The 14,028-nt window shown below is 50.9% G+C and carries 8 protein-coding genes; all 8 read right to left on the reverse strand.

Annotation, left to right across the window (positions count from 1 at the left end; all coding sequences use genetic code 11):
• Window positions 1-82: 82 nt before the first annotated feature.
• The 8 genes from FN808_RS05420 to FN808_RS05455 all read right to left on the reverse strand — a co-directional run bounded on the left by FN808_RS05420 (window position 83) and on the right by FN808_RS05455 (window position 13,984).
• The gene (locus FN808_RS05420; RefSeq protein WP_142713545.1) at window positions 83-1,396 is read right to left on the reverse strand and encodes a hypothetical protein; all 1,314 of its coding nucleotides are present in this window, start codon (window positions 1,394-1,396) and stop codon (window positions 83-85) included.
• A gap of 6 nt (window positions 1,397-1,402) precedes the next feature.
• Window positions 1,403-2,524: a sialidase family protein gene (locus tag FN808_RS05425; protein ID WP_221929930.1), complete on the reverse strand. Its 1,122-nt coding sequence runs from the start codon at window positions 2,522-2,524 to the stop codon at window positions 1,403-1,405.
• 118 nt (window positions 2,525-2,642) lie between these two features.
• Window positions 2,643-3,701 (reverse strand): polysaccharide deacetylase family protein, encoded by a 1,059-nt coding sequence (locus FN808_RS05430; RefSeq protein ID WP_142713546.1) that lies wholly within the window; start codon window positions 3,699-3,701, stop codon window positions 2,643-2,645.
• A gap of 118 nt (window positions 3,702-3,819) precedes the next feature.
• A complete protein-coding gene (locus tag FN808_RS05435) occupies window positions 3,820-4,923 on the reverse strand; it encodes an acyltransferase family protein (RefSeq protein WP_142713547.1) in 1,104 nt (367 codons plus the stop codon).
• Window positions 4,924-4,926: 3 nt separating this feature from the next.
• Window positions 4,927-7,098, reverse strand: coding sequence for a hypothetical protein (locus FN808_RS05440; RefSeq protein WP_221929932.1), 2,172 nt, complete (start codon window positions 7,096-7,098; stop codon window positions 4,927-4,929).
• Between the two features lie 290 nt (window positions 7,099-7,388).
• Entirely contained in the window at window positions 7,389-8,765 is a 1,377-nt protein-coding gene (locus FN808_RS05445; protein ID WP_185958267.1) for a PhoPQ-activated pathogenicity-related family protein, read from the reverse strand.
• A gap of 164 nt (window positions 8,766-8,929) precedes the next feature.
• Window positions 8,930-10,555 carry a SusD/RagB family nutrient-binding outer membrane lipoprotein gene (locus FN808_RS05450; RefSeq protein ID WP_142713550.1) on the reverse strand — a complete coding sequence of 542 codons (1,626 nt, stop codon included), beginning with the start codon at window positions 10,553-10,555 and terminating at the stop codon, window positions 8,930-8,932.
• Between the two features lie 12 nt (window positions 10,556-10,567).
• Window positions 10,568-13,984: a SusC/RagA family TonB-linked outer membrane protein gene (locus FN808_RS05455; RefSeq protein ID WP_221929933.1), complete on the reverse strand. Its 3,417-nt coding sequence runs from the start codon at window positions 13,982-13,984 to the stop codon at window positions 10,568-10,570.
• Window positions 13,985-14,028: the final 44 nt, after the last annotated feature.

Raw genomic sequence — 14,028 nt, forward strand, 5'->3', positions numbered from 1 at the left:
CCGCCGAAGTTCAGAACCGGAAAAAGCTGCAAAAAGTATTATAACGTCATAGCGATACTGCTGGTGCACGACAATCCTCCCTTCATTTTACAGTCTCGGTTTTCACATCAAATCGCTGCTGTTCTCCGGGTAGTTCACCATGTATATTCATTGCGATACCAGATAAAGCCAGCAGTAACAACACAATGCCGACAGATATCCGGATCAGTTTCGCGTTAAAGGTACGATTTCCAACAGCATGATGGACGGGGACATTGCCTTTTAGAAAGGTCCACCCTACCGCCACTGTTACAATATTAAGAATAGCAAAATCATCGGATGAGAAATGATACTCATACAGCGTGCCCGCAAGAATAAGCTGTAAAAGCTTATACCAGATCCAGGTTGTAAAAAAGGCCATTAGAACCTTTTTCCGGATGTCTGTACCGGCCCGTAATGTTCTAAACTGAACCGCAATTGTCCCAACTGCCGCCAAGCTGATGCCTGTAACCATCAGCCATTGATCAACATAGAATTGCATCGGGTTGGCTATGGATAGTTGCTCCCCCAGCCCACTAATTTTATCATATGAGAAAGAACTTGTGATGGTTACCAGGGGCACCAACAGAAACACAAAAGCCCCCGCCCAGTAGTGAGTTTTTTTTGATAGCAATGCCATGGTGGGCCAGCTTCGGTGAAATAGGCCGTACGCCATTCCGAGCCCCCCAAAAAAGCCAATAGCGTATTCCATCACATTCCACCAGTTGAATGCAATGCCAGTCGTATTTCCCAGCACCTGAACAAAATTCCCGAAAGCAAATCCAAACCCCGCACCCAGCATCGTCGATAAAGCTAGATACCAGGCATTTTTTAAATTGTGCCGCTTCATAAACCATCCCAGGGCCAGTGCCGCTCCCAAGCAGGCGGCCCATAATTCTGAGCGAGGGGGTGTCATATACCATTCCAGCTGGTAAATGAGATATCCCCAGAGGATGTATCCCCCGGCCACCATCTGGGTGACCAACGCCGCCCAATCAGGTTTCCTGGTCCTGGATCTCTCCAGCATCACTCCGGTTAGTCCACCGCCCAGGAATCCAAACAAGCCGCCGATTAAAAACAGGCTCAGCAACCCGTACGAAACGTTGAGAAAATCCGTACTTTTGCCGTACCCTACTACTTGACCGTAGCTAATCATACCCGTCATTCCCCAGCCAATAGCGCCCATTGCCGTTATCGCCGGCCAGTTCCTCAACCAGTCTTCCCGCCCGGAAACCACCAACAGGGAAAGAACCCCAACAGCACCTGCCCAGGCAGCCCCGTATTCATGGCCAAAACTGCCCCGGATGGCCCAGGCCGTGCCCATAGTCAGCATGACAATAGCTGTCGCCAGAAGATTATTTCTCAGCTGAAACACCATTTCCCATCAGTCCTCAGTTGCCAGTTTTCTCAGCTGCCTTGCCGTACCCGACCAGAAGGCCACCCTTTCTCGCTGCCAGGTATAGACCACCGCTGCTGTATCGCCCCAGGAAATAATAGAAGGGTAGGAAAACTCATCTTCGTCGGTTCCCGTCTCAACATCATAGGTGTAATCCCAGGTCTTTCCATTGTCTTCAGAAAGGGCCAGCCTGAGCGGTGCCCGAGCCCCCCAGTTTTCATCATCCGGGTTATAGGCCAGGATCAGGGTCCCATCCGCAAGCCGGGCCAGATCAATGCCACTGTTGGGATTGGGCAGGGATGTCTTGTAGAGCGGGGACCACGTCTTCCCGTAGTCATCGGAATCGCTCCTTCCTATGACCCCGTCGGACGTTCGAACCAGCATATGGACCTTCCCCGGCTCCGACTCCCAGAGGGTGGGCTGTATGGCTCCCTTGCCCTCGAACCTGCTGGTGTCGATGGGCACATAGTCGCTCGCCTTCCAGCTCTGCCCGCCGTCCCTACTGCGGTCTACAAAAACCTTCCAGCGTTCGTCTTCATGCGAGGCCGGTGCCAACCAGTCGCCATTGGATAACACAATCGGCTTATTCTTTACAGGACCCCGTCCGCCCCGGTCTCCGGGGACCAGCTCCCGGGGCTCACTCCAGGTCGCTCCCCCGTTGGGTGAGCTCGTCACCCAGGTCTCCCAATCCGGGATTTCCTCTCCCACTTTAAAAAAAAGCATCATATCCCCGTCCGGAGCACTGAACAGCACGGGATTCCAGTGGGGATCCTCCCGTACTTTCGCCAATTCCCGGGGAGGCGACCAATTCCCGGGCATGCCCCTGGAAATCCAAATCCCCACGTCATCATGTTTCTCGTGCGTACCGCCAAACCAGGCGACCACAAACACCCCATCCTCGGCTCTGGCAATGGTTGACGCATGCGCCTGTGCAAACTGATCGCTCTGTTCAAATACAAAATCCTTGACCGGCAGCGGTTCCTTGTCCTTCGGCTCCGATGACCGGCAGCCGGAGAGGGCCAGTGAGGCCGACAGCAGCATAAAACCGACTGTTACCATATACCTGCAACAGTCCCAGCGCTTGTATCCATCATTTATATTTCCAATCATAATCCTCTTTTTTATTAAATATATAGTTACTCACAGCCTAGTATCCCCCCACGGGTCTCAATATGCTGTCAATCCTGATTAAAATATCTTCGAATTGCGCCTGTACATCGTACTTCCCCTACTCGTCGACTTGCCGCCGCCGTTCCATCACTTCCCGCCAGGTCGTTAAGATGATATCTTCCTCCTCCAGGTATTCCTTCAGTCTGGGATCCGTCATCGCCAGCAAGTCGCCCTTTCGCCGCAGCCCCGACGTGGAGATGCTGCCAAATATTTCCGACGGGTCGGTACAGTGCATGATGACCATTGTCAGGCCGGGCTTCAGCCGGCCGATGGTATCGATATACTTCTGCGTATAAAACTGCTGGAGCTCTTTATCACTGGGATCCTCACCACCCGGGAATTCCCAGCCATAACTAACATTGTGAAGATCGTCCAGTACCGGAAGCCCAAGCGACCAGATCCTTTGCCCAACTTCGGGGGCACGTTCTACCAGCTCCGGAGTTGGTACCTCCATCCCCTCTTCCCATTTTCCCTGTCTCTTCAGATTTTGAATGGCCTCCCGGCGATACTGCTCACTCAAAAAGGAAATATGTCCGCCAGGAAACATGACAGGAATATCGTAGTCCGCTCCCACATTGATATAGCGCTCCAGGAAGTCTTCATCCGCAAACAGTGTTCCCATGTGCGAGTCAAGGTGGGTGGGACGAAATCCCATGGTCAGTGCCCGCTCAACCTGCGCCCTTATTTCCGCTTCAACCTCATCAGCTGAGGCATGTTTGACCACCTCCTCTACCGACCCCCAGAAACATCCCTCCCTGTCGACCAGCCCCGGAACTGAAGGTTTTCCCATCAGGGGACCCCAGCGGTAATCATCCCACTCGGAGGTGAGCGTAAGGTGTAGGCCCGCATCCAGCCGGGGATTTGCCTTGACATAATCGGCTATGCCGGGCACCCAGGCGCAGGGCATCATGATACTGAACGAATTGGCCACGCCCTGTTCAACAGCGGCCCTGGTTCCCTTGTTGGAACCCCACGACATACCCGCGTCATCCACATGTAAAATCAATACTTTTGCATCTTCAGGGTAGCCCAGGCGTTCGGCATAGGTTTCCGACTGGGCGTAAACCGGCCCGGCTGCTGCAAAAACCAGTAAAGCTATTCCACTCAAATAATACATCTGTTAAAAGATCACTTATTTATATTGGTAATTTTATGCTGCAAATATCCCCTGCAGTGGTATCCCGCCCTGCAACCACCCTGGCGCCTGAACAGGGCAAATGACAAATCATTGCGGTTCATACTTTTATGAAAATCTTATTCTTGTACAAGAAATAGACCGGAATATAGCAAAGGAAGCAAAAGAACAGCGCCCACAGCAGGGAAACGACAAATGGATTGATCCCTGCTGAAACGCCTCCGTTCATGAACAACGACCGCAGGCTTTCATCCCCCAGCCAGTCCGAATGGGTGACGATGGGAAGGATCCCGGAAATAACATAAGCCGTTATGGCATTCGTCCCAAAAACCACACCGGCAAAAGTGCCATTGGATTTTCCCAGTACATCGATCCAGTAATAACAAGCTCCCAGCACCATAGACGCCAGCCCGGAGGTATGGAGCACATAAGAGCTGGTCCACAGGTGTTTGTTGATGGGGAAAAACCAGTTCCACACATTGCCAAGGACAAAGGCCACAAAGCCTCCCACCATCAGCCCCACCACCTTCTGTTCGCGTGTTCGATCACTTACAATCAGGTATCCGGCAATCATTCCTGTCATGCCCGTAGCGATGGCCGGCAGCGTGCTAAGGATACCCTCCGGATCCCAGGTTCCCTGATACAACCTTCCCGGGATGAAGGTACTGTCGATCCATGCCGCAATATTTTTGCCCGGCTCGGCCAGCGAAAGACCTTCTCCCGGATGGGGGATCAGGACAATCATCAGCCAGTATCCTACCAGCAGCGCGCCGCCAAGCCACCACTGCGTTCTTCTGGAGGTATACAAGAACAGGAGCGCACAGGCAAAGAAAACGATGGCAATACGCTGCAGGACCCCGGGAATGCGGATATTGGCAAAATCAAATTCGGGAAATACATTCAGAAAGAGGCCCAGCCCAAAAATAATAAGCGACCGTTTGATGATTTTAGGAACCATCGCTCCCCGCTCCCGTCCCTTCGAAAGATACTTGGTATAGGCCAGGACAATAGAAACCCCTACAATGAAAATAAAGAAGGGAAACACATAATCCGTAGGTGTTGCCCCGTTCCATTCCGCATGTTTCAGGGGCGCAAAGGTATACTGGTACGCTCCCGGCGTATTAACAATGATCATCCCGATGATAGTCAGTCCACGGAAAAAATCCAGGGAGATCAACCGTTTTGATAGTGGTTTGTCTGCCATAGGTTACTTTTTGTCTGATGTTGGAACAATTATATTTAAATACCTGCCCAGCCAGTACGGTAACAGATATTCGTCCCCTGCCAGTGACCGCAGACCACCGTGGCCGGCGTCCAGTTTAAATGGATTAGCATTATGCCTGGCGGTCTCCCTTTCTCCCGGGGGTAACAATTCTTTGGTCGTTTGAGCCCGGAAGTTGGGTTCAAGGTACTCCAGATCCTTCCGATGAGCGTTCTTAATGTCCCATCGTACCATATCAAGCTGAAATTCTCTGAGGTGCCATTTTACTGATTCAAGATCAATATTGCCAGCCGTTCCACGGGTAATTAAATTCCACAAGGCATTCCGCTCCGGTTTTTCTATAGCCCAGTGATCGGCAATCACTTTACCATAGGCTTGCTTGAGCTCATCATTCAATGCATAATGGTACAGTACCCAGTAAGTCAGAAATGCCATCTCATCGTCGGAGTGGTTCCACCCTCCCTCTCCCATATTATGGCCTTTGTAGATATATCCCGGCGTTGAACCAATCTTTTCGAGTGGTATTTTGATGTTATCCAGGTAACCGTGGTCATTGAACAAACGGTACATCTCCCTTTTATAGCGCTCCTTTCCGGTAAGCGTATAAGCCAGCTGAAGTCCTGCTGTTATGGTGGTACTGCCCAGTTTACGGTCTACAATGGTCTCCGGGTACCAGTTGATGTATTCCGGATTCCACCGCCCCCATAATGTAGGCTCGCCGTGGATGTCCACGAAATAATAATCATTATCAATGATGTGCGTCATAATCTGGTCGATAAACCGGGCGACCCGTCTTTTTTCCTCCCGGTCCAGGTCAAGCAGTTGATTCATGATACCGGCCACCCAGATATAGGCCACAAACTCATCACTGCTGGTGGTCCCCTTCCATTCCCACTCCCCGTCGACACCGGGACGCCAGTCATCCGGACCTCCCGACAGGCGAAACCCCTTCCGTTCAAAGGTTCTCGCCGGAAAACCATCCAGTGGATTTATCGAGATCAACCGCTCGAAAGCTTCAAAGGATTCCAGGGCATTCCGCCGGGCTTCCGGATCCCCGGTAACAGCATATCGGAAAACCTCGCTCCCCAGGTAGAACGAAGTCCACAGCCCGTCATTATCAGTGTCTGTCATCTCCATTGTGGAATAATCGCCCGGCTCACGCATCCTCACCTCGCCGATCAGTCCATATCTCAAATGTCTTTTCCGAATTCGTTCATAAAAATGATCGGCTTTGTCTTTCAACGTCATTGACCTAAAATGCACTTCTGAGATCCCCTTCTCTGTCAAGGCGTACGCATTTCCCTCAGAATCCAGGGTCACATCCACTACCAGGTCATCCTGCAGCCACCTGCGCGAGGCGTAATACCGGTAGTCTTCAAAGTCCCGGGTGGAATACATTCCCATAGCCGAACCGCCCCACAGTTTTCCATTGTGATAAGTCAGGGAAGTGGCCGGGATGACGGGAAGTGCTGTCCGCAGCCCTTCTGCTTCTTTCCAGTTTCCAGTTGACAAGGCGTAATACCCTTCCTGATTGGCAATAAACAGCTTATCATCACCGAAGGTCCATGCTGTGATAGCCGGATCATCAACCACCTGTTTGATCTCATCCCCCCGGAGCCTGTAGATGCCGGTTTCCGTCAACAAGAAGAAATCATTCCCATGGCTTTTTATTCCGCGAACCGGCTCCTCCAGCATATGCGTATACTGCTGGTTATCCCCCACAATCGTGCAATAGTTTTCTCCGGACAGCAAGACCGCCCCGCTCCTGTTAACAGCTATGCGGCTGTATTTTCGGCTCTCAAAGGTCCCATAGGGCTTGCCGGCATAGGCATTCGACAGGTAGTGATCCTCATACAGGTAATACAGAATACCCGTCTCGCTCTGAAGGGTTATATCAACCGGCTTCCGGTCGGCCAGCGGGCGATACCGTTGGTCGGGGACCAGCTCATCCTCAATGATAATGTACAGTCCCTGATTCGTGAGGGCCAGGACATTGTCATTTCTATCAACGACCATCTTCTGCATCTGCAGGCCCGCCCCTGTACTCTCCACAGGGTATTTTATGGATACGGGCTGCCGAAAGCTCTGATCCGCAAAAGATTGGGCATACAGAATATTAGTACTTAACAACAGAATTACCAGAGTCCATCGTGACATAGTCATACGTCATTTTTTTAATTAGCCATATTTCATTTAATATCACCCGCATCATGCACCGTTATTTTCCAGCTATTTTGTCCCTCCATACCTGAAACACAATTTATAAAAAAAGCCCTGCTGGCTGAATAACATTCAAATCAGCCAGCAATCGCTTCTGTTATCACCATTGTAAAAAGAGAACCGGCGGTCATGCCGATACTCTTCAGATAGCTTGTCTCATTCTCTCGACTTTCAGGTATTAATCCCTACTATTGGTTGCTGTATGGACACTTAACTTACCTTGTAATCTATTCCATCTTATCCAGGTATACGGAATCTTTACCAGCGACAAACGTCCGGGTACTCAATGGGTATCGCGAGCGGACATCTCCCTCATAGACCACATTCCAGTAGATTGCCAGGAAACCCTTCTCAGGGTGGGCAACAGTGGTCGAAAACCTGCCCGTTTCGTCAGGAGAAGCCGGTACCATAGTCCACTGGTCATCTCTGAAATCACGGTCTGTAGAATGAGCAACCCATTGTTCAATCTGTTTCACCGGCTGCTCCGAGGATATTGAAATGCGCAGCCCTTCTTCATCCCTGTCATATTCATACGTAAATACCGGATAGGCCGAATCATCGATCATATCGCCAAAGAACTCACTGAGCACCGGTGTGGCTTCCTCCCCATCCCTCAGGCCGTGGCCGGCATTCGGGGTATAGAAGATATAGTTCTCACCCGGAAGCTGATCGAAATAATTCTTAACCGCATCAACCAGCCAATACGGATCATTTGTCCCTATAAAAATTAATTTGGGCATATCCAATGCCTCCCGGTACGAGAAAGGGTCAATCATGGTAACCAGCTCTTTTCCGGACGGAGAATTTATATCCTGGGCAATGCCAAGACGTACATAATCCTGAATTTCAATACTGTAATCGCCCCACGTCTGTACCTGGTAGTCCACATTCAATGGCATGTTCAGCACATCTATTACACTCGGAGCAATAGCTTTTACCCGTTCATCACTGGCTCCCGTCAACCACGTAGTCCACCCGCGCTTGGAATAACCGGTCAGCAAAAAATCATTGACTGGCCGCCCCACCTGGCTCTCTGCGAAATCCTGTACTGCATCCATCGCTTTAACCACACTCTTGACCATTGGAAAAAGAAGCGGCCAGCTGAGATCCCCATCCTTTTTATAATTGTGCAACGTATAGGAGATAATTTCATCCTCTGTCCTACCCTCAAAAAGCGGCTGATTAGGCACTTGTTTAATTAAAGCCGTAATGGCCTTGTTTTCCCGGGCTATTGCATCAACAGCCTGCAACGTCTCATCATCCATAACGGGATGAAGACTCGTGCCGCTGTTGCTCCCTCCCGAAATAAAGAGCAGGGCATCATCCGCTGCAATCTCCCGGGGGACCACAATACTAAGGGAGTGTTTCCAGATGAAGTCTCTCCATGTTTGTGATATCAGCTCAATCTGATAAATCATATTCCCATTATGTTCAGACGTATGCTCCAGCTCCCAGCTGAACGACGCATCCGAATTATCCAGGTAAGCCCGCAGTGCATTAGCCGGGACAACCTCTTCCGCTGTGCGGGTCTTCTTTCTGCTCTCCCCGCATTGCATATTTGTTGCCAGGAAAACGAGTGCAATCAACCAACCGATTCTATTCATTACGTACTGTTTGTAAACATTAATCTTGTTTAGGTTGTCTATGATATACGTTGATGCTGTACCCAACTCGATCACATTCCAATAACTTTTACTATTCAGTTCATAAGAGTGATACCGGAAACCCAGTCGCCTTCCACCTGATGGCCAGTACGCATCTGCTGCAATTAATAGGGTTCGTCCGTACCAGCCAGTATCCATGTTTTATCCCACTGGCTGTTGACTTCTCCCTGGGAAAACGCTGTTGATACCAGCCGCTCTATCGCCTCGTTAACGTTTTGGGGATTGAAGTTCAGCTCATTACTGCCGTACTGAAATCTCAGCGGCAGGCCTTCTCTTGGAGCGGCCGGGCCCGTTTCCATGGCTGGCAATCCGGTTCGCCTGTAATCAAACCAGGCCTCCTGGGCGGCGGTCCAGCTGGCAATCCACTTCTGTCTCATAATACGCTCCAGGGTACCATCATACGTCACATTGACCCGGCTTAAATAGGTTTCGGCATGTTCGCCCACGCCCCATTCCTCCAATGAAGCCCGCACCCCGGCATTATAGTAGCCCTCGGCATCAGCGAGCCATCCTTTGTGAGCAGCTTCAGCAAGGATAAAATTTAACTCGGCATAGGTCATCAACCTGGCATTGAGCAAAGGCCCGCTGGCATTGCGGTACCGGTCATGTAGATAGGAGACAAACCGGTTATTGGACGTCTGGCCCGGTGTGGGATTTAAATTATAACCAGAGGGAGTCGTCATCTGGGTGGGCACACCGACATAGTCCGGATTGGTATTGACCTGGCTTTCATCTACCTGGTCAGCATGCAGATAACGAACTCCATCTACTATTTCGTTATGCGGATATTCATCGCTTATCCTGGTAGGGACTTCGACATTGGCAAACCAGACCCCCATGCGCGGATCATTACGCTCACGCAGCGCTTCCACTAATGTTTCAGCAGGTCGGATACGCCGGAAGTTACTCCCGTCGGTCCCGTCAAATACGGTGTTATTGGGCCAGGCCGACCGTTCATTGGAACCCGGAAAATTCATCAGGGCATGATCCTCATTGCTCTCAAATATGGGCTGGCTTTGAACAATATTTACAAACTCCGATTGCACATCCATCTTCTCAGAAACCCGCATCAGGTATCGCAGCAGAAGCGAGTTGGCAAACTTTTGCCATTTAGCCGGATCACCGTTGTATATTATGTCGGCCTTCTCGGTCTCGGCAAATATTTCCGGGTATGAATTCTTACCTTTTGAGAGTAGCTGATCGGCCTCTTTCAGGTCTGCAATGATCCCCTGGTAGATGGCTTTCTGGGTATCGTAGGTGGGACTGATATTCTCCGCTCCCCCCAAATTGCCCTTCAAGGCATCGGAGTAGGGAGCATCTCCCCACAAGTCGGTAATCTGGGCGTAGATAAAGGATTTCATCACAAGGGAAACCCCCTGGTGGAAAGCCATCTCATTTTCCACAGCTTTTTCGTACACCGTTTGATTGTTCCTCAGCATACTGTAGTAGTTCCCCCAGTCCCTGGGGCCCCAGTCATAATTATTGTGACCGCTGAACCAGGCGTCTTTCTGGGTGTGTTGCATAACCCCCGCCGCATCCTGGTAGCCCAGGTGCGTATAGGTTGCAGCCGCATCTGTCAATACCGTGGACAGGATCAAATCCGCATTGGCCTTCCCCTCGGGAACCCCATTTGGATTTTCATTGAGTTCCGTCAGGTCCTTGCAGGATGGTACCGATAAACCGAGAACTAATGCCAGAACAACAAATAGTATGTTATTGAAATATTTCATGATTCCGTAGACTTAGAAATTTGCTGATAGTTTAACTCCGACAGGCAACACAAAGGGCATGACGTTATATCGTTCAATACCCTGTTTAAAGAAGCCATTGCCTTCCGGCTGGAACGCCCGTTCCGGGTCTATTCCAATTTTCGCTTTGGTCCACAAGATGATATTACGACTGTAGAGGGTCAGCGCCATGTCATTCATCCCGATATTCAGGCGCTCCGTCCAGTTTTGAGGCAGCCGATAGGTCATGGATACCTCTCTGAGCTTCACAAACGATGCATCAAACATGGCCGTTTTGGTAAAGTCCCAGGGATAGTTATCAGCCATGGGAATATACCGCGTCCCCGGACCTCCTAAATTTTCGGTATATCCGATCAGGTTCCCCTCTTCGTCGTACTCGGCAATGACACCGGGATTAAATGTGCCGCTGCCCACCGGTATGCCCTCATAGTTAAATTCATAGCCTCCCATCTCAGGCGTCGGCCCGCCCACTCTCGGCGTTTGACCCACAATGATTGCACCGGCGTTATTTTTAAGATACTCCGCCATATCCCCGCTAATGTCATCGGGATTAATAATTTCATCCAGCTGCCGCTGGGTTGACCAGTCAGACTCCTGGTAGCGATAGGTCTGAGACACAAACTCTCCCCCCTGGCGCCAGTCGACATTCGCCGAGAAGGTGAAATTTTGGTAGGAAAAAGAGGTCTGCAGGCCGATCGTAAAATCGGGATTGAAGTTCCCGATCTTGACCAGGTCATTGACGCCGCTCCGGCTCTGCCAGCTCCCCGACTCATCCAGCACCGGCCACCCGTAATAGGGCGAGTTGGGATCCTCCACTGTCACCAGCTCACGGTCATAGATATTTCCTATGTCTTCACCAACCCAGGAAAAAGCCCCGCCCTTGGCATCGGTCCAGAACTTGTAATAATCGATTCCTTCCGCCAGCTCCTCGATACGGGCCCGGTTATAGGTATAGTTCAGGTCGACATCGAAGCGGGAATCCCGGCTGGATAGCACAGTTGACCCAACCGATAGCTCTACGCCCCTGCTCGACACCAGCCCTGCATTGATGAGCTTGCTTCCATAGCCCGAGGACTGCGGAAGACTCAGGGGCAGGATCTGATTTTCATTGTCTGTTTCATAGTAGGTTCCCTCAAAACGGAACCGGTCGCCAAACAAGACCCATTCGGTACCTACTTCAACGGAGGTGATTATTTCGGGCTTCAGATCCGGGGTCAGGAGCGTACCGGGCGTTCCCAGCCGGGTCACATCGCCCCAGGCGCCCGCATTGTACAATGTCTGCTCCAGCCGGTAGGGATCCGTATCATTCCCAACCTGGGCCCAGCCGGCACGCAGCTTTATCATATCCACCTGGCCTCCCATATTGAACATATTGCTCAGTATTGCACTCGTGGATACAGAGGGATAAAAGTACGACCTGTTATCAACTGGCAGCGTACTCGACCAGTCGTTTCGGGCCGTTACATCCACATACAGCATATTCTTGTATCCCAGACTCGCCAGGCCATAGGCGCTGTATATGGCCTTCTGGCTCCAGCTGCTTCCATAGTCCAGATCTTCGGGAGCGATATTTGACAGATTGTACAGCCCGGGAATCGTCAAGCCGCCACTGCTTGATGAGTTCGACGTACTGGAATTATAGCGATACAGGTAATTGCCGCCCGCGGATGCCCTCAGGGAAAAATTCGTAAAATCCTGATTATAATCCAGAGAGACGGAGGTATTGTGCTCGGTCCGGTTTATCTTCTGGATTCCGTACGTACCCTGTGGATTGCGCGTATAGCTGTAGGGAATTTCTGTTTCTCGCTGCTCATTGAATCGATCCAGCGAATAGCTGGCAGTCACAGATACGGTGGGAGAAATTTTCCAGTCGGCCCCGGCACGGCCAAATACCCGGTCCCGGATGAAGGCATTATTCACCTCATGGGCCATAAAATAGGGATTGTTGTGATCCGGTACTGCAACCTGCTGGATACCCTCCTGGCCTTCTACCCAGTAATCTTTGTAATCCAGAATATTGATGTGCGAAGAAACCTCATAGGCCGCCTGCAGCGGATTGGTGCCCCGGTTGTTTGCCGGGATGTTATTGGAATTCGTCCGTCCGACATTCACATTCGTATTAAAGCTCAAGCTTGGACTGACAAAGTAAGTGCCATTCACATTCAGGGAATTGCGAAACAAATCGGAGCCGGGAATGATGCCCCTGTTGTTCATATTTGTGTAGGAAACCCGGAAAGCGCTGTTATCCGTACCCCCGCTGATAGCCATGTTATTGGTATTCGTGATACCCGTCTGTACAAAGTTCTCAATATTATCGGGATGTGAAACCAGTGATGTAGGGACGGGATCCCCGTTTTCATCCATCGGACTGTTCCACTGTACCGCCTTTTGCCCGATATCCAGCTGTGGGCCGAGCCGTGCCGCACTCCCTTCATCAATGATCAGCGGTCCTCCGGTCAGCTCCTGCCACTGGGCCTCGGTAAAGGGTGTCACGCCTGTAGCAAAAGTGTTGTGCATTTTTAAATATTCGTAGGGCCTGTCAAAAACCGTACTTGTACTTATTGAAACCAGCATATCCTGGTTGCGGTCACCCGATTTGGTAGTAATCAGGACAACACCGTTGCCCGCCCGCGACCCATATAATGCCGCAGCACTGGCCCCTTTCAAAACGGAAACACTTTCGATGTCCGAAGCATTTAAATCGGAAATGGCATTCCCGTAGTCCACCACGTTGCGGTCACCAAACTGGTTTGAATTGCCCGACAGCGAATTGCTAACCGGGACCCCGTCAATGACGAACAGGGGCTGATCGTCGCCGGTCAATGATGTTGCTCCCCGGATAACCATACTCACCGAAGAGCTTGCCGTACCACCGGTAGCATTAATGCTCACACCCGACATCTTTCCGGAAAGGGAATTGAGAACATTTTCCTGGGTCACCTGGTTCAGCTCATCACCGCTCACTTCCTCCACGGCGTATCCCAGCGACTGCTGCTCCCTTGAAATACCCAGGGCTGTTACTACCACCTGGTCCAGTGCCTCGGAACTGGGCTCCATCTGAATATCAATAACCGTCCTCCCATCAACGCTTATCTCCCGGGTGGCATAACCTATATAAGAGACCACCAGTATTGCATCCGATGAGGGCAATTCAAGGACGTAGTCGCCATCAGCGTTCGTTGAGGTGCCGATGGTGGTTCCCTCCACCATGATATTCACTCCAATGAGAGAGTCCCCATTGGAGGCATCGGTAACCGTACCCTGCACCGTCACGTTCTGTCCTGCCTGCTGTGCCCGGGCGTGTTCTGTCATGAAAAATACCAGCATCACAATTAAAACACGGCCCATGTTGATCGCTTGTTGTCCACTATACACTCCTCCTGTATAACTCTTTCTATATCCCTTTTTCATAATCCCCGTCGATTTGGTTACTTACCATTAGTAGTCAGCTCATC

The sequence above is a fragment of the Fodinibius sediminis genome (assembly GCF_900182555.1).
In the GTDB taxonomy this organism is placed as follows: domain Bacteria; phylum Bacteroidota; class Rhodothermia; order Balneolales; family Balneolaceae; genus Fodinibius; species Fodinibius sediminis.